The sequence below is a fragment of the Paenibacillus sp. MMS18-CY102 genome (assembly GCF_009789195.1).
Taxonomy (GTDB): domain Bacteria; phylum Bacillota; class Bacilli; order Paenibacillales; family Paenibacillaceae; genus Paenibacillus_T.
In genome coordinates this window covers 159,151-184,193 of sequence record NZ_WSTC01000009.1, presented here as the reverse complement: position 1 = coordinate 184,193, position 25,043 = coordinate 159,151, and the positions used below count along the sequence as shown (strand labels likewise).

Annotated in this window: 16 protein-coding genes and 1 other annotated feature; of the genes, 4 read left to right on the top strand and 12 right to left on the bottom strand. The window is 50.6% G+C overall.

The window, feature by feature from the left end; all coding sequences use genetic code 11:
• Positions 1-122: 122 nt before the first annotated feature.
• The 10 genes from GON22_RS09060 to GON22_RS09015 form a co-directional block, all read right to left on the bottom strand.
• On the bottom strand, positions 123-683 hold the full coding sequence (locus GON22_RS09060; RefSeq protein ID WP_160395790.1) for a hypothetical protein: 561 nt from the start codon (positions 681-683) through the stop codon (positions 123-125).
• A 680-nt stretch (positions 684-1,363) separates the two neighbouring features.
• Positions 1,364-2,857, bottom strand: coding sequence for a protein adenylyltransferase SelO (locus tag GON22_RS09055; protein ID WP_160395789.1), 1,494 nt, complete (start codon positions 2,855-2,857; stop codon positions 1,364-1,366).
• Between the two features lie 142 nt (positions 2,858-2,999).
• Positions 3,000-3,170 carry a twin-arginine translocase TatA/TatE family subunit gene (gene tatA, locus GON22_RS09050; protein ID WP_160395788.1) on the bottom strand — a complete coding sequence of 57 codons (171 nt, stop codon included), beginning with the start codon at positions 3,168-3,170 and terminating at the stop codon, positions 3,000-3,002.
• A 25-nt stretch (positions 3,171-3,195) separates the two neighbouring features.
• A complete protein-coding gene (locus tag GON22_RS09045) occupies positions 3,196-4,386 on the bottom strand; it encodes a ZIP family metal transporter (protein ID WP_160395787.1) in 1,191 nt (396 codons plus the stop codon).
• 15 nt (positions 4,387-4,401) lie between these two features.
• Complete coding sequence (locus GON22_RS09040; protein ID WP_160395786.1) at positions 4,402-5,442, bottom strand: multicopper oxidase domain-containing protein; 1,041 nt, start codon at positions 5,440-5,442, stop codon at positions 4,402-4,404.
• A 254-nt stretch (positions 5,443-5,696) separates the two neighbouring features.
• Positions 5,697-6,452 carry a cyclase family protein gene (locus GON22_RS09035; RefSeq protein ID WP_160395785.1) on the bottom strand — a complete coding sequence of 252 codons (756 nt, stop codon included), beginning with the start codon at positions 6,450-6,452 and terminating at the stop codon, positions 5,697-5,699.
• Between the two features lie 78 nt (positions 6,453-6,530).
• Positions 6,531-7,616 (bottom strand): aspartate-semialdehyde dehydrogenase, encoded by a 1,086-nt coding sequence (gene asd, locus GON22_RS09030; RefSeq protein ID WP_160395784.1) that lies wholly within the window; start codon positions 7,614-7,616, stop codon positions 6,531-6,533.
• 129 nt (positions 7,617-7,745) lie between these two features.
• Positions 7,746-8,010, bottom strand: a binding site (T-box leader).
• 83 nt (positions 8,011-8,093) lie between these two features.
• Positions 8,094-8,984 carry a class I SAM-dependent methyltransferase gene (locus GON22_RS09025; protein WP_160395783.1) on the bottom strand — a complete coding sequence of 297 codons (891 nt, stop codon included), beginning with the start codon at positions 8,982-8,984 and terminating at the stop codon, positions 8,094-8,096.
• 72 nt (positions 8,985-9,056) lie between these two features.
• A complete protein-coding gene (locus tag GON22_RS09020; protein WP_160395782.1) occupies positions 9,057-9,458 on the bottom strand; it encodes an Rrf2 family transcriptional regulator in 402 nt (133 codons plus the stop codon).
• A gap of 73 nt (positions 9,459-9,531) precedes the next feature.
• Positions 9,532-10,437 carry an NAD(P)/FAD-dependent oxidoreductase gene (locus GON22_RS09015; RefSeq protein WP_160395781.1) on the bottom strand — a complete coding sequence of 302 codons (906 nt, stop codon included), beginning with the start codon at positions 10,435-10,437 and terminating at the stop codon, positions 9,532-9,534.
• 204 nt (positions 10,438-10,641) lie between these two features.
• Here GON22_RS09015 and GON22_RS09010 point away from each other — a divergent pair, with 204 nt between their 5' ends.
• The 4 genes from GON22_RS09010 (at position 10,642) to GON22_RS08995 (ending at position 21,503) form a co-directional block, all read left to right on the top strand.
• Complete coding sequence (locus GON22_RS09010) at positions 10,642-17,355, top strand: DUF7507 domain-containing protein (RefSeq protein WP_160395780.1); 6,714 nt, start codon at positions 10,642-10,644, stop codon at positions 17,353-17,355.
• A complete protein-coding gene (locus GON22_RS09005; protein ID WP_160395779.1) occupies positions 17,352-19,037 on the top strand; it encodes a DUF11 domain-containing protein in 1,686 nt (561 codons plus the stop codon). Before GON22_RS09010 ends, GON22_RS09005 begins: the two co-directional genes overlap by 4 nt.
• A gap of 220 nt (positions 19,038-19,257) precedes the next feature.
• Entirely contained in the window at positions 19,258-20,337 is a 1,080-nt protein-coding gene (xerS, locus tag GON22_RS09000; RefSeq protein ID WP_160395778.1) for a tyrosine recombinase XerS, read from the top strand.
• A 161-nt stretch (positions 20,338-20,498) separates the two neighbouring features.
• Entirely contained in the window at positions 20,499-21,503 is a 1,005-nt protein-coding gene (locus GON22_RS08995) for an LLM class flavin-dependent oxidoreductase (RefSeq protein ID WP_160395777.1), read from the top strand.
• Between the two features lie 83 nt (positions 21,504-21,586).
• On the opposite strand, the gene GON22_RS08990 is transcribed toward GON22_RS08995, so the two are convergent.
• Together GON22_RS08990 and GON22_RS08985 are read right to left on the bottom strand one after the other, a co-directional pair.
• Positions 21,587-23,005: an outer membrane protein assembly factor BamB family protein gene (locus GON22_RS08990; RefSeq protein ID WP_160395776.1), complete on the bottom strand. Its 1,419-nt coding sequence runs from the start codon at positions 23,003-23,005 to the stop codon at positions 21,587-21,589.
• 204 nt (positions 23,006-23,209) lie between these two features.
• Positions 23,210-25,027 (bottom strand): ABC transporter transmembrane domain-containing protein, encoded by a 1,818-nt coding sequence (locus GON22_RS08985; RefSeq protein WP_160395775.1) that lies wholly within the window; start codon positions 25,025-25,027, stop codon positions 23,210-23,212.
• Positions 25,028-25,043 lie beyond the last annotated feature (16 nt).

Genomic DNA, 25,043 nt, shown 5'->3' with positions numbered 1-25,043 from the left:
CGTTAAAAAGGTATCCTTCGCAATTATTTAGGCGACTTCTATTTGTCAAGTGTTTTATCTTGTTTTTAGCTAGAAATCTATTGAACTTTTGTCCTTACAGTTGTTGGGGCGAACTGCATAAGTCATGACTCAAAATGAAGCCTCATCTTACGGTTCAATTGGTACATCGTTTCATGCGTACAGTAGATGATCGTAATATTTTGTCCATCACAGGAGTAATAGTAATGCTTGGTTTCTCCCATTGAATCGGCCAAGTTAGCTAACATGCGTAACAAATTAAGATCAAGCCAATCGTATTCGAAGTCTAGCTCCCACTTATAAGTAACCCCATTATGTTCAAATGAGATCCAAGCAAACTCTTCTTCAAAGTCAACAATGCTCGCTATATTCGCAAGTGTAAATCTACCGTTCGACAGTTGGCAAAATCGATTAACAATGTCTATGTATTTATCCGATTCCTCAATGCATTCAGCATCAAATGTCCAAATTTCATGACTGTGTTCTTCATTCATTCTGAGCAACAACAATAAATACGGGTCTGCCTCATATTCATTACTCGAGTGGCATTCCAATATAGAAGGGATAAGCTGTTCATCCTCCATATGAAGTGCAAAACCAAGCTGCCTAAGCGTGGAAACTTGTTCTTCTAAGCTTACTTTTCTTTTTCTGAAAATACCGAACATGCAAGTTTTGCTCCTTTGAAATGAAATTAGGAAAAGCCGCGAGAAAGGCGGCTTTTCGGTTGTCGAGCTGGGGAGATCATTCTGCACTATTTGGCTAGCTAACACGCTAAAGCTCGTATAGGGTACATATTCCTACCCTATTCGACCCGCTAACGCGCTAAATCTCATATAGGGCACATATTCCTACCCTATTCACCCCGCTGACGCGCTAAAGCTCAAATAGGGTACATATTCCTATTCCTACCCTATTCGACCCGCTAACGCGCTAAAGCTCATATAGGGCACATATTCCTACCCTATTCACCCCGCTGACGCGCTAAAGCTCAAATAGGGCACATATTCCTACCCTATTCACCCCGCTGACGCACCAAAGCTCATATAGGGTACATATTCCTACCCTATTCACCCCGCTGACGCGCTAAAGCTCAAATAGGGTACATTCCTACCCTATTCGACCCGCTAACGCGCCAAAGCTGATATAGGGTACATATTCCTACCCTATTCCCCCCGCTGATGCGCCAAAGCTCTCATAGGGCACATATTCCTGCCCTATCTGCCCCGCTAACGCGCCAAAGTGCACACAAGGCAATAAAGAAACCCTCCGTTTTAAAAACGTGGGTTTCTCTACATTCGGCAGCCGCAAGAAACGCAGCCTTCCATCGATTGCTCTCTCAACTGCTTTAAGTCCCGCAAAACGTCCGATACGGCAAATCCGCCCGTTCCGGCACAGCAGCATACGCCGCATGCTCCGCCGAGTGGGCAAATGGTGCCGACAGTACACTCAGCAGACGGTCCATTACGCTGTAATCCCCGTCTTTCACCGCTGCTTGGATCGCTTCCTCCACCCGATGGTTGCGTGGGATGACAGTAGGATTACTGGCCTGCATCAGCTGCTGGGACGCATTGGCAATGGCATTGGAGTCGGCATCCGCTTCCTGCCTCGACAGTCTCGCCTGCCAGACCTGATGCCATTCCTCATAAGCTGCACTGGCCGCCAAAGCCGCTTCTACTGGTTCCCCGTAGGTTAGCGCACGGAACGTATTCGTGTAATCAGCCCGATGCGCCTTCATCAGCTCAAGCAGCCGCTCGATAAGCGATTCATCCTCGGGCTCCTCATTCGCAAAGCCAAGCTTCGCTCTCATACCCGCGAGCCAATGCCCATGATGCAGATCATAGTAGCGTGCGAGCTCGGCTTCTGCCATTTCCACAGCCTTCTCTTCATCATCATTGAGAAGCTGCAATAGCGTTTCAGCGAATCGAGCCAAGTTCCATACGCCAATCTTCGGCTGATTGCCATAAGCGTAACGGCCTTGCGCATCAATCGAGCTGAACACCGTAGCCGGATCATAAACATCCATGAAAGCACACGGGCCGTAATCAATCGTTTCGCCGCTGATCGCCATGTTGTCTGTATTCATAACGCCATGAATAAAGCCAACGAGCTGCCACTTGGCAATAAGCGCCGCTTGCCGTTTTATCACTTCCTGCAACAGCCCGAGATAACGGTTCTCCTGGTCCTTCACCTCTGGAAAATGCCGCTCCACTGCGTAATCGGCTAAAGCCTGCAAATCCTCGACAGTCCCCGTTGCTCTCGCATATTGGAACGTGCCGACACGAAGATGGCTAGCTGCAACGCGTGTCAAAATAGCGCCTTCCAGCTCGGTTTCCCGATAAACCGGTTCACCCGTCTCAACCACGGCAAGGCTTCGCGTCGTCGGGATGCCAAGCGCGTACATCGATTCGCTAATGATGTATTCACGAAGCATTGGCCCGAGCGCCGCTCGCCCGTCGCCTCCGCGGGAATAAGGCGTTCTGCCAGAGCCTTTCAATTGAATGTCGAACCGCTTGCCCTCTGGCGTAATCTGTTCGCCCAGCAACAGTGCACGCCCATCCCCTAAAATGTTAAAATGCCCGAATTGATGCCCCGCATAGGCTTGTGAAAGGGGTGCTCCCCCCTCCGGTACGCCATTGCCAGACAGCGAAGCTACGCCCTCCTTGCTTGCTAACGCTTGCGCGTTCAATCCCAGCGAAGCAGCTAGCCGCTCATTAAGCTTCACTAGCTTCGGCTCATTAACGGGATTTGTAAGCTGAAGGGTGAAAAATACATTCGGCAGCTGCTTATAGCTGTTGTCGAAATTCCAGCCTGCATCGTTCCTCGATTGGTTATCGGTCATAGGGATCTCCACTTTTCTGTTGGTCATTTTCTTCACTTATAGCATGCTCGCAACCATAAGTAAACTATTACGCATGATAACAACAGAAACCTTCGATAAGGCAGCGTTCTCTCCAATAAAGCTACAGGCTGCTCTTACTGCCCTATTCTTTTTTCGGCTCAGCCTCGTCTATACATTCTTTCGTGCCTTTACGAAACTCAGAGAAAGTAGATCCGATCGCTCTTCCGAGCTGCGGCAGCTTAGACGGTCCAAATAACAAAATGCCAACCAGGACAAGCAGGACTAGCCCCGTTGCACCTATTCCGAAGGGCATACGCTCGCCTCCTATTCATTCATTATTAAAAGTTCACCAATAACGCGGTAATATACATGAGGGCAATGCCCGACGTGAATCCGGCAAAATTGCGCCAGCTAACCGATGCCAATTCAAAACGCTGTGCATCCTTGACAATCATGCGGGAGATGACCAAGATGACCTGAAGGATCGCCCCGGCGCCTATGCCGAAGAACAAGGCAGCCAACGTATCATTAAACACGAACCCGCCAGCCCATGTGCCAAGAATGGCCGGTGCGCCTGCAACGCATGCAAGGCTGAGGAACGTTTTCCACTTTGGTTGATCCTTGAGCAACGGTGCTGCAATCCCGATTCCTTCGGTAATATTGTGCAACGTAAAACCGATGATTAAGAAGGTGCCCAGAGCAGATTCACCTGCGGCAAAAGCTGCGCCAATCGCCAAGCCTTCGCCCAAATTGTGCAACCCGATGCCTCCGGCGATTTTATATGCAACCCGTTTGCCGCTCTCTGCCTCCTTATTGCTCCCTTTACGCTTTCCGCTTTGATCGACCGCCATTAAGAACAAGAAGCTGAGAATAAGCCCGAACCAGACGAGGCCTGTTCCTTGAAAGACGCCCGGCGCCTCAAGCCCTAGCTCCAGCCCTTCTTGGATTGTGTCGACAGCGAGGAAGAACAGCAGCCCCACCGTAAATGCGAGAATCGCCTGTGTACCCTTGATCGAGAAGCGGCGCATAAACGGAAACCACAGCAATCCGAGCCCGACAGGCACGACCCCGACATAAAACCCGATTAACGCATACTGCAGAAACCGGTTGGCGTCCGCCTCTGGCGTTTTCATCGCTGCTGCAACCTCGCCTGTGAATATTAATCCATTCGTTGTAATAAGCTTAATCCCATGCGGATCGCCTTCGACCCATGGGTATGGAATATGAATCGTTGCCTTCTCGAATCGATTCAACGTAGCGCTTGGGCTAAACTCCGCATTCCAGAACGCATCATCCACGATAACTTGTGCGATCGTCACTTCTTTCGGCCCTGAGTTTAATACGGACACCGAAAACCCTTCGTCCTGGATCACAATCCGCTGAATGTCCAATACCTCGATAGGCGCTGCTTGTTTCTCTTCAACACCTGTTCCAATTTTGGAAATGAAGACGATTATACCAATTAACGCAATGAGCGGCACGACGCCCCATAACCATAATGTTTTTTTTGAACTGATTTGCGATTGCACGCTGTTTCCTCCTTTCTATTCGGCCTCGAAGAATCCCATCCAGCCTAACTCGGTAAACTCGCTTTGATGCGCATGGAACATATATTTGCCCGGCTCCGGGAACACGATCTCTACAAGCCCACGCTCGCCTTGGCACTGCACAATTGTATCGGTGAAATAAGGACGGGCCTCTGGATCGGCTCCAGTTGCATAATAATGGAAGTAGCTGGCGTGCAGATGGAACGAATTGATTAAGTCAAACTCTGTCATATTGCTAATATAAATGCGGATAAGCTCCCCGGCTTTCACTTTAATCGGCCTCGATATGTAAGCAAATGCATAGCCGTTAACGGTGTACACCTCGTTCTCGCCATCCAAATCGAGATCGAAGCCGTTCATTACCATGGTGAACTCCTTAGCCGGCTTCCGTTTCACTTTGGGATCGATAATAAAGTTGCCGTACAATCCTTTATGGATATGGCGCGTAAACGGCTGCACATGGCAATGGTAAACCTGCATGCCAGCCGGCTTTGCTTCAAATTCATAGACAAACGACTCACCTGGGGCAACGGGTTCTAGCCCATCCATATTGGTCGGATGAATGCCGTGAAAGTGAATCGAGTGCGGATGTGATGAGGCATTATGGAAGTTAATGCGAACGATATCGCCTTCCGTACAACGCAGCGTAGGTCCCGGAATCGTACCGTTGTACGCCCATCCCGGGAACTTGACGCCTTTGGCGATTTCAACCTCTAGCTCTACAGCGTGCATCTCATACTCACGCAATGTTTTGCCATCTGCTCGCGTGCTTACTTTCCCATAATCGAACTGCGTTAACGCCTTCACAGCCCGTTCTAACGCATCAGACGTGTCTACTCCCGGATCGTACGCATGTGACATGCCTTCATGGGCTTGCGCTTTGAGCTGGCTATGCATATCATGCTTGGACGCTGCTTTAGCTGTTTTCGTAAATAGGGATGACTGGCCCAGAAGCGCGCCTCCGAGAACGCCTAATAGGCCTGCCGCGCCAACCTTCAATATGCTCCGTCTAGAAATATTTTGTTGAGGATCAATCATCATACTGCCTCCTTATGTTTTTGTGATAGGCAAGAAAGTTTACTATAGGCAAAACTATTGATAAAAAAATTTATTTTTCGATAGGGACAAAATGTTTCCTTAGAGAAACTTTCTTTACGCATACTATATGACAGCCTAGCCTGCTTGTAAATCTTTTTTTTTACAAATCTTTGTCCAATTTACTCCCTAGGACCAAAAAACTCCCGCACCACTTCGGATGCGGGAGTTTCTGGCATAAGTTGAACGGCTTTATGCTACTCTATAATTGCAACAGGACGAGCCCAGCCTGCACTCGCTTTTTCCACTTTAATAGGAAAACAGCTCACTTTGAAGCCATAAGGCTTCGGAATTTGGTCGAGATTCGCGAGCTTCTCAATCTGGCAATACTCTCGGTCTATGCCGACATAATGGGCAGCCCATAAAACGCCTGGCTTCGGGTCCTTTTTATAGGCTTCAGCCTGAAGATTAAGCGGAATATCCCATCCCCAGCCGTCTGTACCGACGACTTTAATGCCTTGGTCCAGCAGCCATACCGTCGCTTCCGCTGACACGCCAGCATGCAGAAACGCATAATGCTCGTGATACAGCCGTTTATCCGCATCGCTTCGTATTAAGACGATATCGAACGGTTTTAGCGTATAGCCAATCCGGTCCAGCTCAGCAATCAAATCTTCGGTTGTAATCTCATAGCCCGGCGGCTTCGAGCTGAAATCGAGCAACACGCCATCGGAATAAAACCATTCCAGCGGCATCTCATCGATCGTTCGTGCTGGCTTCCCTTCAGAGGTTGGCCAATAGTGCCATGGCGCATCGACATGCGTTCCTGCATGCGTGTTCAATGTCACCGTTTCGGTTGCCCACGCCATGCTTTCCGGAAAATTATCCGCTTGCAACCCAAGTACCGCTGCCGCTTGCATCGCTCCGTCGTTATGGCTTGCATATTCAATCTTTGCTGGCAATGGCTCGCGGATTTTCGGGCTGATCGGCACGCTCAAATCAATAAGTTTCATGTATTATTTTCCCTCTTTCCAGTGTGGATATGTACGAAAAAAGCCGCAAAAATTGCGGCTTTTCAAGTTTGAATAGCATTATTTCGGTTGAATGTAGCCTTCTGCTTTCAGCAGCTCAGCGATCAGGACAGCGCCACCGGCAGCGCCGCGCAGCGTGTTATGCGACAGCCCTACGAATTTGAAATCGTGGAGCGAATCTTCGCGCAAGCGGCCAGCCGATACGCCCATTCCGCGCTCAATGTCACGGTCAAGACCCGTTTGTGGACGGTTCTCTTCTGCAAAATAAGTAATGAATTGCTCTGGCGCGCTCGGAAGGCCAAGCTCTTGCGGACGGCCTTTATATTGCGCCCAACGGTCAAGAATTTCTTCTTTCGTCGGCGTTTTTTCGAACGATACGAATACGGTAGCCAGATGGCCGTCTGTTACAGGCACGCGGATACATTGCGCCGTAATCGCAGGCTCGCTTGCCTTTACGATTTCGCCATTATCTACGTTGCCCCAGATGCGAAGCGGCTCTTGCTCGCTTTTCTCTTCTTCGCCGCCGATGTATGGAATCACGTTGTCGAGCATTTCTGGCCAGTCCGTGAAGTTTTTGCCTGCACCCGAAATCGCTTGGTATGTCGATACAACGACATGCTTCGGTTTGAACTCTTGCAGGGCGTGCAGCGCTGGCACATAGCTTTGGATCGAGCAGTTCGGTTTGACGGCAATAAAGCCCGTCTCCGTGCCGAGGCGTTTGCGTTGAGCCGCGATGACTTCAAGATGCTCTGGGTTAATTTCCGGAACAACCATTGGAACGTCAGCCGTCCAACGGTGAGCCGAGTTATTGGAAATAACAGGCGTACCTGTTTTCGCATAAGCCTCTTCCAAAGCTTTAATTTCGTCCTTCTTCATGTCGACCGCACAGAAGATGAAGTCAACTTGGCTTGCGAAGTTTTCAACATCCATGGCATCTTGCACGACGATGTTTTTTACGTCTTCTGGAATTGCGCTATCCAGCTTCCAGCGGCCTTGAACGGATTGCTCATACGTTTTGCCAGCTGATTTTGCGCTAGCTGCGATTGCGGTTACTTGAAACCAAGGATGCTGATCCAGCAATTGAACGAAGCGTTGGCCAACCATGCCCGTTCCTCCGACGATACCTGCTCTAAGTTTTTGTGACATAACATATTCAAATCCTTTCAATATGGAATGGTTAGTGATTTCGTGTGTTAGATGTGGTGTACCGTATGCGGCACATGTCATAATGTTCCTTTTGCAACAACAAAAAAATCCCACCCCCAAGACAAATGTCTTAGGGACGAGATTTGAATACTCGTGGTACCACCCCAGATTCGCCAATACGTCGCCATATCAGCCTCTTCAAGTACTGCATTACGCATAATGCTTATACTCTAGCTCTGTAACAGGAGCTCCTGGCACACCATCCCCCTAATGAAAAGGTTCCGATGCGCTGCTCAGAGTCTTTCTTCAATAAACAATCCTTTGCCCCTTTTCAGCTTGACGGAGCTCTCTGTGAAAGAATCGATTTATTTACTCGTCTCTTCATCGCATTTCATATTGCAGTTATAATAGCAGATTCCGATTCAGAGGTAAACATTTTTTTAATAAAAGCTGTTCGCAGGCATCATGTAGACCTCTTTACAGCTCTCTCGTGAACATCCGCTGATCCTCCAACTGAATGAGCACCTTGCCAAAACGCCCGCCCTGTTGAATTACGACCCGATCATCGGGATAGGTCCGGTTCAGATAATCCGCCACAATTTCGCGCGTTTGATCACTCTTGGCATCGCCGTGCATTCCAAGCCATGCCATCGTTTCTTGTAAGGCTTCAGTTCGGGAAAGCTCAATCGTTTTCATTTCGCGCGTGACAAGCGATTGATAAGCATACCCTTTGAGATAGAGCAAATGAAGCAAGTACCCCATTTCCATATGCTTCGGTTTCAACGGGCGGTCCGAAACGAGCGGCCACACCTCATTTACAAGGCTGTTTACGCTAGAGCCCGCCATTGTGCTAATGTAGCAGTATTGCTTTGCGCAGCTTAGCACCTTCTTAACGCTCTCCCAGTCCGAGACGACCGGGCACATCGAGACAAAGACAAGATCAAACGCCTTCTCCCATTCCTTCGCCTTCACATCAATATTCTCGAATGGCTCCGTCACGATATTTACGGTTCCTTGGGAAAGCCCAGCAGCATTATTCTGAAGCAGCTCAACGAGTGGCAAGCAAGGCTCTACGGAAGTTACGTCGGCTCCACGTTCAGCGAACGGGATCGAGAACCCGCCTGATGCAGCGCCAATGTCCAAAATCGTAGCATCCTTGTATGTCACGCCTTGGCCTTCCAGCCAGTTCATGATCCGTTTCGTTCTTAATCGGCCCTCTTCATTAAATGATTGCTCATTGAATACTGCCGCCTTATGGTCAAAAGCATGCGTCGTATCGATGCCAGCTCGTTTCATTTTATTCACTGCGGTTTGTGGGTCATTCTTCCAAGCCTTCTCCCACACAACCTCGTCAAACAAATCGTTCATCGTTATTCCTCGCTTTATATATGGATTTCAAAGACTCATTATATCTGTAATTAATCCAAAAAAAGACCACAATTAAAGGCCGTTTTTGAAGGATTGGGCTAGCGCTGCCATCGTTTGGTTTTTCAAATGCTGCTCCATCTGGCGTTCAGCTTCCAGCACGACCCGCTGAATCGGGCATTCCAGGCCATGATCCAAGCTGCAATCGAACAAGGAAGCAGTACCTTCAATCGCATGAATGATGTCAAGGAAAGAGATCTGTTCCCAATCACGCTTCAGCCGATATCCGCCATTGGCGCCGGACGCCGATTCAACCATGCCTGCTTTGACGAGCTTCGTTAATATTTTGGACAGATACGTAGGTGAAACATGTTGCCGCTCTGCCAACTGCTGAACGCCAATCGGTTTATTCGGCGTGGCTGCCATTAGGTATAACATCGTATGCAAGGCATAGTTGGTTGCTTTCGAGTATTTCATCCGGTATCATCCGCCTCAATTCAAGACTTTAAGCGTCCATGATACCGGTTATTAAACTAAAATGTCAAGTAAGCTAAAAGTCCTCTTCCATCAATTCCGTATTGATGCTAATGGCTGCCATACTGCCGGCTGACGCTGCAATTATTAACTGTGTAGAACCGCCGCTTGTCGCTTCGCCAGCAGCGAACAAACCATCGACAGTCGTGCTTTTTCCCATTCCGTCTACCGATATTCCGCCTAGCTCCGTCGGTTCATATCCGAGCCCTTCACATAAAGTGGCATGCGGAGACGTCCATTGTGGCGTAATGAAGCCGCCGGTTCGCGCCATGCGAGTGCCGTCCGAGAACTCCACCTCCTGGAGCCTGCCATTCACGCCATGGAATGCGGTAACCTGTTGCTCCGTGACGATAATGTTGCGGGAAGTTAACACTTCTTTTTCCTCATCGGACATAATGCTCTGGCCATTCGTACAAATAACGAGATCATGGCTCCATTGGTAAAGCAGCTTAGCGATATGAAACACGCGTGGATGCTCGGACACTACGATTAACGGCTGATCCCGCAGCTCCCAGCCATCGCAGTATGGGCATTGGAAGAGGCTTTTGCCATAATGCTCCTTAACGCCTGGAATATCGGGTAAAATTTCCTGCAGCCCAGTTGCGACCAACAGCTTCTTGGATCGAATCCGTTGATCGTTGCCATATTCGATTTCGAAGCCCTCAGCATGTTTATGAACAGCTGTTACGGTAACAGGGTGATGTTCGACTGTAGGATAATGAAGCACCTCTTCATAAGCAATCCGCCGGAATTCAGCAGGCGTAACGCCATCCCGCGTTAGAAATCCATGCGAAGCATGCGTTACGGCATTGCGGGGCTGATTGTTGTCGACCAACGCCACAGTTCTCCTCGCTCTTCCCAGCACCAATGCGGCATTAAGCCCTGCCGGGCCTCCGCCTATAATTGCACAATCGTAAATCATAAGCCCTTCTCCCTCCTGTATACGCATTGCAACGGTTATCATCTATATCATAGACTCATTATATCTATAATTCAACCTTTAATTTTGCGCTGCATGAACAATATGTAGCATGACAAATATATTCGAGCTCATGCTCATAGGATGAAAATGAATGGTAAGAACTGCTGCTTCTGCCCTCTTCGCCAGAATTTTGCCACCTAGGGGGTGATCCTGATTCCACTCGTTACGCGAGCTACATTTAATGCAACTGGTGCAATAACGTTTACAGGAAATACGCTTGGCTTAAGCCGCTCCGATACAGTTGGCGTGCCAGGAACGGAAGATAGCATTGGCGCTTTCTCGACGACGAACACTTCCTCCACTTATTTATCCTATCCAGCTGGCACGACGAGCGCTTATGCAAGCAACAGCTCATCTGCGATCTTAACGTTGCCAGCAGGCAGCACCATTTTATACGCAGAGCTAATCTGGGGCGGCTCTTATATTAACGGCAACGTCGATTTGAGCGCTTTTATCAACAATGCCGTAACGTTCACGACGCCTGCTGGCACTTTTAGCATTTCGCCTGATTCGGCCACAAGCAATCAAGTGAACCTCGGCAACGGCGCTTTTGCCTATACACGCTCGTCAAATGTAACAACGCTCATCACGCAAGGCGGAGCAGGTACATATACGACAGGCAACGTCGTAGGCACGATTGTCATTAACAACGACTCTACAGCTAACCATGCGGGCTGGACGCTCGGCGTCATTTACCAGAATCCTACACTTCCGTTTCGCAATATGTCGCTTCGGGCTGGCGCCGTGTTAGTGCAAGCCACATCAGGTTCAGTATCGACAACGTTAACTGGCTTTGCCACGCCGATCTCTGGCGCGCTTGGCGGCAGAGCGTTATTCAGCGCCCAGGAAGGCGATGCCAACCGTACAGGCGATCAAGCGTTATTTGGGCCAACCTCAGGAACTGCCGTGGCCTTGTCTGGACCGAACAATTTTGCCAACAATTTTTTTGCTTCCCAAATTAATAATGACGCAGGTGCGCTGAATACGACTGGAACGTTCGGCAGCCGCAACCAAACGAACGGTACGCCTGGCTCGAACATCATAGGCGGAAGGCAAGGCTGGGATATTACGAATGTCGATATTTCAGCCCGGCTCGTGAACAACCAGTCCTCCGCCGTGCTTATTCTAACGACTTCCGGCGATGCGTACGTCGTCAATGCGAATGCGATTCAGATCAATATTAACTCGCCATCGATCGCCCTCACCAAGAGCGCTAATGTTACAGGCTCCGTCGTCGGCGATACGATTAGATACACGGTTACTGTAAGCAATACTGGCACAGCGAATGCAGCGAGCGTCGTGTTAACCGATGCACTGCCTGCAGGGTTAACATTCGTCAGCGGGAGTGTCACTGTAGCAGGCGTTACGAAGCCAACGTATGACATCATCGCCGGCGTTCCTTTAGGCGCATTAAATTTAAACAGCTCTGTCGTCATCACGTACCAAGCCAAAGTTACGGCAACGCCAAGCGGCTTCGTTTTGCCTAATAGTGCGAACGCTGCTTTTACCTTTCAGAGCGTTGCGGGCGGGCCAACGATTACGGGCGTTATCCCATCGAATACGGTCAGTACGCCCGTCTATACGCCAATTATTGGGATAGCCAAGAGCGCTAACCGAACAACGGCAACCGTTGGCAGTACCGTCACTTATACGCTCCTCGTATCCAATACGGGCAATATTGGCGCTGCAGTTACGCTAGCCGACAATATTCCAACGGGCAGCTCGTTCATCACCGGATCATTTCGCGTCAACGGCAATGTCAATGCAGGCGCTAATCCAGTTACAGGCGTAGCCATCGGCACCGTCGCAGCGGGCGCAACGTCTACCGTAACGTTTGATGTACAGGTCAACTCGCTGCCGACCCCTCCGCAATTCGTCAATCAGGCAACCTCCACCTACACCTATACACCGCCTGATGGACGTACGGTCTCGGGATCTGCCTCATCCAACACGCTTACGCTTCCCGTTTCGTTGCCTAACGTTACAGTGGCGAAATCAGCGAACGTAACAGATGTCGCGGTCGGCGAACCGATCACTTACACGTCCATCATTACGAATAATGGCACGGAGCCCGTAACGAAAGTTACGTTGACAGATATTTTGCCCCCTGGGACAGTTTTTGTAGCTGGCAGTGCCATCGTCGGCGGAACGCCGAACGCTACTGCGAACCCTGGCACCGGCATCACTGTCGGAACCATCGCTGCCGGAAGCTCTATCACCGTTACCATACAAGCAACCGTCAGCTCCATGCCGGCCAGCTCGCAGCTCGTTAACCAGTCGAATGTATCTTACTCCATTGGCACATTTACGGGAACAACCGCGTCCAACAGCGTCACGACACCGGTCTATCAGCCTGTCATTACGCTAAGCAAGTCGGCTAATGCAACAGCCGCGACCGTCGGCGATACACTTACGTATACGATAACCGCTCGCAACACAGGCAATCGCGCAGCTAACGTGACCCTTACGGACAACATTCCCAATGGCTCAAGCTTCATCGCGGGCTCTGTCACGATTAATGGCGTTGCGAGCCCCTCCTCTTCACCGCTGACGGGCATCCCCATTGGAAGCCTGGCGCATAATGCACTTGTCATCGTTACGTTCCAAACGCTGCTCAATACGCTGCCATCGCCTGCTGTACTCGTGGACCAAGCCGCATCGAGCTATACGTACACGTTGCCTAGCGGCAGAAACCTTGCCGGAAGCAGCATCTCGAACACCGTAACCATTCCCGCTTCCGCTCCGAACGTTAGCATTGTGAAGAGCGCAAGCGATACAGCTGTTGCCGTTCAGGAAGTGCTCACTTATACGCTACTAGTAACCAATAACGGGATTGCACCAGTCAACAATGCTGTCATATCCGATCCTGTTCCAGCTATCGCATCATTTGTTGCGGGCAGCGTGACGATTAACGCCGTAGCTGCCCCTCTGGCTAATCCGAATGCAGGCATTTCGCTTGGCTCAATAAGCCCGTCCGCCACAGTAGCCGTCACCTTTAAAATTCGCGTGAACGTTTTGCCATCCACCGGAACGCTGAGCAATGTGGCAAGTGTCGGTTTTACTTCGGGCGCATTTACGGGCACATCCATTTCAAACACCGTAACGACGCCGGTCAGCGAAGCGCTTATTACGATAGCAAAATCCTCAAGCGTTGCGAATGTAACAGTTGGGGATACGTTCTCTTATTGGTTCTCGTTAACGAACACCGGCAATGCCTCGGCGACGGTAACCTTAACGGATGTTGTTCCTGCCGGCAGTTCATTTGTAGAAAATAGCGTGTTGGTCAACGGGGCTCCAACGCCTGGCGTTAGCCCGGTCACGGGCATACCTGTCGGCGTTATTCCGGCAGGAGCCACCTCCATCGTCAGTTATGTCGTGAATGTGGACAATTATCCGGCAAGCAGGCAGCTCGTCAACCAAGCTTCGGCAGCATATGAATTCGCCTTGGCCAATGGTCGGACGGTGACACGCTCTGCCGCCTCCAATGCCGTTACCGTTCTTGTCGCCCTGCTGAATGTATCGTTAACGAAAAGTGCAAGCCGATCGTCGGCCGTTGTTGGAGACACGATGGTTTACACGTCTGTACTCACTAATAACGGAATTGCCAACGTGAATAACATCATTTTGCGCGACCAGCTCCAGGCTAACACCAGCTTCATGCCAGGCAGTGTGCAGGTTCAAAGCGTTACCCGGCCGGATGCTTCCCCCGAGACCGGCATATCTATCGGAACCTTAGCACCAGGGGCTTCGGTTACCGTAACCTTCGAGGTGATGATAACGATGGCGATACCATCAGAGATCACGAACCAATCGACCGCCAGCTTTACTTCAGGGAGTTTCTCTGCGACGACAGCTTCGAATACGACGGTCACGCCAGTCACGCAGCCGCAGATCTCCGTAACCAAGAGCGCTAGCTCAAGCAATGCGACCTTAGGCGATACAATCGTCTACACGCTTGCTGTGGCGAATACAGGCAATTTGGCTGCTCAGGCAACGTTAACCGATACGATTCCAGCCGGCACCACGTTTACAGATAACAGCGTAATCGTTAATGGCTTTCCATTCCCGGGAATATCGCCAGCGACTGGAATCGACCTTGGCAGTATTGCGCCTGGCAGCACGTCCACCGTCACATTCAGCGTCGTGGTCACCTCCCTTCCTTCACCGCAAGTACTCACTAACACAGGTACAGCAGCCTACTCGTATACGCCGCCAGATGGCCGTACGTTAACTGGCTCCGTGAATTCCAATACGGTCAGCTTCCCAGTATCAGCGCCGAATGTATCCGTTGTGCTGAGTACGCCTACGACAGCAGCTACAATCGGCGACACAATCATATATACAACGGTCATCACGAACAATGGGATTGAAACGATCAACAATTTGCAATATGCGGCTCCCGCTCCGGCTGGCTCATCGTTCATTCCCGGAACCGTCATCGTCAACAGCGTGCCTGTACCTGGCGCTAACCCAGGAGGCGGCATCCCGCTAGGGTCGCTGGCCCCAGGCAGCAGCGTAACGGTTACGTTCAACAATGCCGTGAACGCCGTACCTGATCCAGCCGTGCTGGCCAATATTGGCACTGCCACCTTTACCTCAGGCGCGTTCTCGGGATTGACGTACTCGAATACGGTATCCACGCCTGTTTATCAGCCGGTTATCGCCGTAGCGAAGAGCGCCAGCACTTCTAATGCGTCGGTCGGGCAAACGGTCACTTACACGCTCGCGATCACGAACAGCGGCAACTACCCCGCTACCGTTACCGTAACGGACAACATTCCGACGGGCACTGCCTTTGAACCGAACAGTGTGCTGCTCAACGGCTCGCCCCTTCCCGGCGCAGACCCTGTTACTGGCATCCCAGTCGGCGCAGTAGCGGGCGGTGCGACGGCAACTGTCATGTTCTCCGTCGTTATCAATTCTTTGCCAACGCCGCAGCAGTTAGCAAATCAAGGCACAGCCGCCATTTCATACACGCTGCCAGATAGCCGGACCTTCAATCAAACTGCCGTGTCCAACACCGTAACCTTCCCTGTATCAGCGCCCAATGCCGTTGTCGTCAAAAGCACGCCTGCCACAGCGCTGTCAATCGGCGATACGTTCACCTATACCACAACGGTTACGAACAGCGGAATTGCCTCAATAACGAACGTCTTATTTACCGACCCGATCCCGGCTGGCTCGGCATTCGTTTCGGGCTCTCTATCTGTTGATGGATTGTTACGGCCTGCCGCGAATCCGGCCACAGGTGTCGCAATCGATGCGATCGCGCCCGGCATAACAGCTACGATTGCCTTCCAAGTCACGGTAGTTTCCTTGCCTAACCCCGCACAGCTAGATAACCAGTCATCGTTAACGTTCACATCAGGCGCTTTCTCCGGCGTTACGTTTTCCAATACAGTCAGTACGCCAGTGTATCAGCCAATTCTAAGTGCGGTTAAAACTGGCAGCACCGCGAATGCAACCGTTGGCGATACGATCACCTATTCGGTAGTGATTACGAACACAGGAAACTACGGCGCTGATGTCACATTAACCGATACGATCCCTGCGGGGACTGTATTCGTGCCTAACAGCGTTATCGTCCAAAATCAACCGGTGCCAGGCGCAGACCCTTCTACCGGAATATTGCTCGGCAATGTGACTGGCACGACGACGGTTGCCTTCTCTGTCGTCATTCAATCCTTGCCTGTTGGCCAGCAATTAATTAACCAAGCATCAGCGACATACACGTATACACTCCCGGATAGCCGGACGCTAGACGGTTCGCTCTCATCCAATACGCTGTCGATTCAGGTGTCTGCTCCGAACGTGGCCGTCGCCAAAACCTCGAACGTCCCGACTGCAATTGTCGGTGATACGGTCACGTACTCGATTGCTGTCACGAATAGCGGAATTGCGCCAATCAACAATGTCATTGTCGTGGATTCCATTCCAAATGGCACATCATTCGTTGCAGGAAGCGTTACTGTTGATACACTGTCCCGTCCAGCGGCATCGCCATCTGCCGGGATTTCAATCGGGACGATTGCACCAGGAGCAACGGCGACGGTCACCTTCGATGTGAGCATAACGAGCCTGCCATCTCCCGCGCAACTGAGCAACCAAGCAAGCGCGACCTTTACTTCAGGTTCTTTCTCAGGCACCGCTTTTTCGAATACCGTCATCGTGCCTGTCTATTTGCCTATCATTGCGATTCTAAAAACAGGCAGCACGACGAACGCAACCGTCGGCGACACCGTGACCTACGAGCTGCATATTACAAACACAGGGAATCTGCCAGCTGAAGTCACGTTGAACGATCCTATCCCATCCGGCGGTTCATTTATTCCAAACAGCGTGCAAGTAAACGGTGTTCCTCAGCCTGGCGCTAATCCAGCAGCCGGATTCTCCATCGGCACGGTTAACCCAGGAGCTCTAGTTGTCGTTTCGGTGTCGTATGAGGTCATTATCCAGACGCTGCCCCCTTCCCAGCAGCTCGTAAATATGGCAACGGGCATCTATAAGTATACTGCGCCAGACAGCCGGGTCTTGACGGGAACCGTCAATTCCAACACGCTATCCATCCCTGTCTCTTCGCCTGATGTTTCCGTTGTCAAAAGCACGACAGCAATCGACGCCGTCGTAGGAGACACGATCATGTATTCAATTCTAGTCACTAATCGAGGCATTAGCACGGTTAACAACGTCGTGCTTGTGGATCCTGTCCCGGCGGGAACCGCCTTCGTTACAGGAAGTGTCACCGTAGATAATGTTTCAAGGCCAGCAGGCAATCCTAATACCGGCATTGCGATCGGTTCCATTGCCGCTAGCGCATCTTCAACTGTAACCTTCCAAGTGCTTGTGGTTACATTATGACGCAAGGAAGCGCGCATGACATGATGCTGCTGAATCAGACGCTTGTCCGGTTCAGCAGCGGCTCGCTTGAGAAGGTGTCCTACTCCAATACGGTTCAAACGCCGTTAGTCGGCCCTTTAATTACAGCAATTAAAAAAGCGGCACCAAGCCAACTTGCCCTAGAGCAGACGGTGACGTACACGCTGACGATCGGAAACGCCGGCAATTGCGATGCGGAAGTTATCGTTTATGATACCTTGCCTGCTGGCTTATCCTTCATCCCCAACAGCGTGCTGCGCGACGGTTCCCCTATTCCCGGCAGCAAGCCGGCAACAGGCATCGCACTTGGGACGATTGCGGTTGGCACTGCCGTACAGCTCGTTTTTCAAGCCATCATGATTGCCATCCCGGAGTCCCTCTCTTTCGCCAATCAAGCCCATATTGCTTATCGGTTCACAACACAAGAAGGCAGAGCCGTGGCCGAGGCTGTGCAGTCGAACCAAGTGACAACGGCTATCGTGCCTTTTCAACTGCATGCATATGGGCAATTGAGCTCGCCTGTTACGTATGCTGGAGATGTGCTGAATTATGATATTGTATTGAAAAATGAAGGGGTCGAGCCTATCGGCCAAGTCACTGTTCACATTCCGCTCCCTCCCGGCTTCACGTTCGTTCCCGGCAGCGTCATCATTAACGATGTGCATACAGCTTGGATCGACCCGGACGCCGGCATTCCTATCGGCACTATTGCTTCAGGTTCCACAGTAACTATTCGAGTCAGCTTGCGCCTAAATGGCACGGCAGCTGCTTCCAAGGTCACGATCCAATCCGTTGTCGATTACACGGTGAATGGCCAGGAGCAGCGCATGCGCACGAATACGAGCGAAGTGGCGGTCATTGCTCCCGTTGTGTCCGTCACCCTCTCTGCCAATCGTGCAATTGCACCAGTTGGTTCAATAATAGCCTACGATGCAGTGGTCGTTAATGGCAGCAGCTTTGCTGTGGATGCTGTCCTCACCGATTTGCTCCCTCCCGGAACCGTGCTCGTGCCAGACAGTGTAATCATTGATGGAGTGCCGCGAAAAGGCGCCTCCCTCACGAACGGAATATCGCTAGGCACATTGCGTGCGGGAGCCCATACGACAATTGCTTATCAGGTTCTCATCCAGCAGTCGGCAGCTCGAGTTGGTTTGCCTCCGCTTGCGAATCACGCACGGATTACCTACACGTTTCGCTTGCCAGACGGCAGAATTGTGGAACAATACACGTTATCGAATGCGGTTGTCACTCAATTGGCCTCACCAATCCTTTCGGTTGTGGCGGCTGCGCATCCGGCAGAGTTTGTTATGGGTGAATCGGTCTCATTTACATTTACTATAACGAATGAAGGCAATTGGGACGCGGATACTGCTTTATTCCGATCCCCTTATCCCCCAGGCTTCCAACTGCAGGACACACGTGTAAATGGCAAAACCCGATCCGGTTTTCCAGTCAATCAAGGGTTGCCGCTGGGCGTTATATCCCCGGGATCGAGCGTGCGGGCAAGATATTTCGTATTCGTTGCAGAACTGGAAGATGGCGAGCAAAATGAGGTCGCCACACGCTGCATTGCACGCTACTCTTTTACGTATGAGGGCGACAGCTACACAGGGGAGTGCGCTTCGAATGAACTCCTGTTGTCCGTTGATGATTATGATGAATAACGCAGGCTAAGACGGTGATGGGGCATCTCCCTTCACCGTTTTTATATTGCGCGTGGGCGCATGTGCGGATAGGGCAGGTTTCTATGCCTTCATCCGGCCATTCACCAGCGAATGGCAGCTAGCTTCGCCCAGCCAGATCTTCGCAATCGAATGCTTGTTCTCCTCTACCAGCCATTTTATAATAGAAAGTAATGGAATGAAAAGGAGCTGAACCACTGACATGAACGTCATTAAGATCAAGGACCGGCAGGAATTGGACAAAAAAGTGCCGCTCATGCCATGGTATGTCGAGAAATTCATTAATTTCAAGCTGCCGGACCTTTCGCCATCCTCGCTGCTGGAGTATGTGCGTGATTATGATACGTTCTTCTCCTACTTGCTTGCCGAAGGGCTAGCAGCAGGCCCAGCAATCAAAGATGTGAAGCTCGAAGAGCTCGAGAAGCTGCACATGGATAGCATTGATTCGTTTCGCATGTTTCTCATGACACGGACCGAGCATACGAATTTGCGCGTTTCTGTCACGCGGAAGTTATCCTCGCTTCGCTCTTTGTTTCATTATTTGAGCCAGATTGCGGAGGATGAACAATTTTACCCGCTGCTTAAACGTAATGTCATGGCCAAAGTATCGATCAAACGCACGTCCAAACCTAAAGATACTGCTGCCAAGCTCGAAGGAAAATTGCTGCAGGAAGAAGAAATTGCGGCGTTTCTCAGCTACGTGGAGCGGGACTACGAGCAAGATGTCGCCAAAAATAAACAAGCCTTGTACAGCTATCAGCTGAACAAGATTCGTGATGCTTGCATCATCAGCCTCATCCTGCATTCCGGATTGCGGGTATCCGAGGTCGTGAATTTGAATGTGGATGATATCGACCTGAAGAAAAAGCTATCCTACGTGTTCCGCAAAGGCAAGAATGACGACACGTTCAAAACGCCTGTCTACTTCCGCCAAGAAGCCGTCAATAACCTGAGCCAATATATGCAGCTTCGCGACATGTCCTATCATGCGCCCAAAAGGGAGAAAGCATTGTTCCTAGCCATTGCTAACGGAAAAAAAGAAGGTTCCCGCATGACGAAGCGGGCCATTCAAGAGATGGTCGTCAAATACGCCAAACGATTCGGCAAGCCTTACTTGTCCGTCCATAAGCTTCGACACTCGTTCGCAACCGATTATTATCTTCGTAACGATATTTACAAAACGCAAGAACAGCTCGGACACGCTTCTCCTGAGACAACGCAAATCTACGCCCATCTTACAGACCGAACGATGGCTGAAGCAATTGACCATACGAATGATTAACCCCATATCAATCAATATTGCAAAAATCAATATTGCAAATGCCGGCGAAAGCCGGCTTTTTTATTGGAATACCTTGCTCCCGCTCGCCTTTTGACCCGTCAGCATTAATCTGTTACACTTACGGTAACAGTATCATTTCATTTAACGAGGTGAGTCCATACATGAAGCTCAGCATATTAGACCAGTCACAAATTGCGGAAGGACGGACAGCAAAAGACGCCTTAGCCGAAACTACGCGCCTTGCACAAGAGGCCGATCGCCTTGGTTATGACCGTTATTGGGTATCGGAGCATCATGCATCCGGTGCGCTCGCTCACTCCAGCCCTGAAGTGCTCATCGCTCACTTGGCCGCCCATACGAACCGTATCCGGCTAGGCTCCGGCGGTGTCATGATGCCTCATTACAGCGCCTACAAAGTTGCAGAAAATTTCCGCCTGCTCGAAGCGTTGCACCCTGGCCGTATCGACATTGGCCTTGGCCGGGCGCCGGGCGGCATGCCTTTGTCGACACGCGCACTCCAAGAAGGCAAATATACGTCGGTCGACCGTTACCCGCAGCAGGTAGCCGACTTAATTACGTATCTATACGATCAAGCAGGCCCAACACATGCGTACCCGGGACTGTTCGCGTCCCCTGTTATCGACACTGCGCCAGAACTATGGCTGCTCGGTTCCAGCGGCGAGAGCGCCCGCTTGTCCGCACAACTAGGCTTAGCCTATGCTTATGCCCAGTTTTTCGGCGTGCCTGGCGGCGAAGATGCCATTCGCAGCTACAAAGCACAATTCCGCCCTTCTGCGTTGAACGAGAAGGCTCACGCAATGGCGGCAGTCTATGTCGTATGCGCAGATACTGAGGAAGAAGCAGAACGTCTCGCATCGAGCACATCCTTGTTTTTCCTTATGCTGCACCGTGGCGGCAATTTGCGCTTCTTTCCTTCGATTGAGACAACTGAAGCGTACCCTTATGACGAGATCGATATCGAGCTGATAAATCAGCGGCGCAGCCAAATTATCGTCGGTACGCCAGAGACGGTACGAACAAAGCTGCTCGCGCTCGCGGAACGATACGATGCAGACGAGCTGATGATCGTCACGAACACGCATAATTTTGAAGCAAGGCTACATTCGTACCGGCTTGTTGCTGAGGCGTTTCAACTGCAAAGCTAAGCGGGATTTCTAACGGTTTAAAGCAAAACGGCTTACGCCGCAAGAGGACGATCACCCGCTTTGCGACGCAAGCCGTTTTTATTTTACAGTAAAGACTGAGGCAATTTGACCGCTTGTAAAAACCCTTTATTCTGAATAATGACCATGTCCTTCGACTTTAATGTCGGGCCAAAATAGCGCGACTCACTTTTGACAGAGAACATCGCCTTCGTCGAATCGAAGTTATAGGCATGCCATACGCCATCAGTCTGGCCAATAAATAATCCATTCCCATAAACATCCGTCTGTAATGCCGGGTTATCCACTTGCCAGCCAACTTGTTGGCCGTTTGCTTCTTTCATCGCGACGATTGCATTGTTAGAGTAGTCATGGAATAAGAATCGGCCACGGTGGATAAGATTCAATCCTGTCAAACTGCCAGCGTTATTAACCGGTATCGACCATGTATGAAGCGGCTTGCCGCCATTGGGAACATAGGCGTTAAAATCATACTTTGCCAGCTTGTCCCCTTCATAAAGGTACAAATCATTGCCCACTAGCATTGGCTGTCCGTATAAGCCGCCTTTAATAGGAGCATTAGGATCAACAGGCGTATCCCATTTATAAACACGCGTACCTTTCAATTCACCGGTACTGGCACTTATGGCATCGAGGCTAAATTCCTGCAGAATGCCATCAACTGGTCCCATTTCATAAACGGCAGGTGCTGAATAAATTAATCCGCCTTTCGCAGCGATAGGTAGATTTTGCCGGAATTTAGACCACAATAATTTTCCGCTCTTTGCATCGTATGCATTGATCTGGCTAGATGTTAGCGCACCTTGTACAAGGTATCCGCGAATGAGTACGCCATCTACTAGCTGCAGCTCATTGTCCCCCGAAGAGTAGGTAGCATCTTTCTCCTCGACCTTCCAACGCAAAGCGCCAGTTTGGGCGTCAAAAGCATAGAATTGCAAGTTGTTCATCACATACACGGCATCTCCAATCGGCACGATCTTCAACGCACCGTCTGTTTTCGCCTTAGAAGCCCATTTCGTTTTCCCGTTAGCGCTATTAAACGCGATTAATCTTCCGTCAGATACCACGCTGTAAATGACACCAGGCACATAGGCCAGTTGATGCTGGAGCGAAGAGTCCGCTTTCCACGCCTTCTTGCCAGTTGCCGCATCGACTGCGGTGAGCTGCCCACCCGAAACGATCGCATAAACTCGCCCTTCCTCTGCCAGAACATCCGTTTTTCTAACGACATTACTCTGGGCATCCCAGTTATCTACCGCTAAAGTCCACTTGGGCTTCACGAATGGTGCTGTCAGTTCATTGGTAAAACTACTAACAGAAACAACCGCTGATTCCGCCTTCACGACATGCGGCGCCCATGCTGCTCCACTTGTCAATGTGACGAGGAGTGCCCCGACGCCAAGCGCTATTTTTTTGCCGATCACATTAGGCTTTCTATTCGAGGCTTGTCCATTAACGGTTGATTTTGATGCTTGTAATTTCACTGTTGTAACCTCCATCAGTTCGTCTTATCTTATACGATAATGCTGTATTATTTTCCACATACCACCAAATAGACGAAACTGCCAGAGTGAAGGTTGCAAGATACACAAAAAAATTACACAATAAAAAAGAGCCGAATATGTCCAGGCATGCTGAACCTTTCGACTCTTTCTATAATTAATTCCACACGTAAATCTTCATTCCCATTATCCCGCCTGCGGTTTCGAATCCTCCTGGAACGACTGCTGCATGAGCAGCTGCGAATGAACGAGATTCGCGTATAATCCGCTCGTCTGCATCAGTTCCTCATGCGTACCGCTCTCCGCAATCGTCCCATCGCGCACGACGAGAATCAGGTCCGCGTCACGAATCGTTGACAGGCGATGCGCGATAATGAACGCTGTCCTGCCCTCCAACACACGGGCAAGCGCAGCTTGAATATGCTGCTCCGTCTCCGTATCGACGCTGGACGTTGCTTCATCCAGAATCAAAATTCGCGGGTCGCTTAACAGCACACGGCCAAACGCCAGCAGCTGCCGCTGACCAACTGACAGTTTGCTTCCGCGCTCCTCCACCTGCGTATCATAGCCATCCGGGAAGTTTGCAACAAACTTATCGATACGTACGCTCCGAGCCGCCTCGCGCAGCGCCTCATCCGTCGCATCTTCATTGCCGTAACGCAAATTCTCTTCAATCGTACCCGAGAAAATAAAGGAATCCTGCAGCACGATCCCCATCTGGCCGCGTAATGACTCCAACGTCACATCCTTCACGTCATGGCCGTCAATGCAAACTTGGCCGCCTGTCGTATCATAGAAACGCATGAGCAGGTTCACGATTGTGCTCTTTCCTGCCCCAGTCGGTCCGACGATGGCGACTCGCTGCCCTGGCTTTACCGTAACATTAATGCCATGAAGCACTTCTGGTTTATCCGGTCCATACCGGAAAGATACATCCTTTAATACAACCTCGCCACGGATCTGCGGCAGCTCCTTAGCATGGGAAGCACTCTTCACCTCTGGCTCCGTATCCAAAATTTCGAACAGCCGCTCTGCCGAAGCCATGGCCGACAATAGCTGGCTATAGACTTTAGACAATGCGCTGAGCGGTCCCCAGAACCGCCATAAGTAATTAATAAACGCCATCACGAAGCCAATTGTCAGTGTGTCGTTCATTACTTGCCTCGCCCCGAACCAGATGACGATGCATGTGCCGAGCATGCCGACCATCTCCACGAGTGGCCACACCGTCGATTCCATTCGAATCGCGCGCATGAACGCCCGTTTATTGTTCAGATTAATATCGTTAAATTTCGCATTGTTCGCCGATTGCCGGGAAAAGGCTTGCACGACGCGAATGCCTTGGATCGTCTCATTCACGTTGCCATTAATCGCAGACATCGTCCGCCTCGAGCGGGACCAAGCGCCTTCAATTCGGGTACGCAGCGTCGTTACGATCAAGTACAGAAGCGGCATCGTAGCGAACGATAGGAGCGCCAGCTGCCAATCCATCCAGAACAAGATGACGACGATTCCGGCCAAGTGCGTCACTTCCATGACGGTCGTAATCAAACCACCGTTAATCAGCTCGCCGATCGCATTCGTATCGTTCGTGATCCGCGACATGATTTTGCCGGCAGGACGCCCGTCGAAAAATCGGAAGGATAACGTCTGCAGATGGTTAAACAGCTGCTGCCTCAGATCGAATAACACACGTTGTCCCGTAAAATTAATGAGCCTCGTATGCATCCACCCGAACAGCCAGCCTAACAACCGGAACCCAAGCAAGGCAGCTCCAGCCCAATGAATAAACGTATAATTATGCTTTAGAATGCCCTCATCAATAATGTAACCAAGCAATAAAGGCTCTGCGAGGCTTAGCAACATATTCAGTAGTACAATGGCAACGACAAAGCTTAACGTCCTGCGATACGGCAGCACATACCGCATTAGCCTTCGCATATAGTCGAGCTGAAACGGCTTTTCTTCCAGCTCATCGACGGAATCCCATTCGACTTGGCTCACGCATATCCTCCTTTAT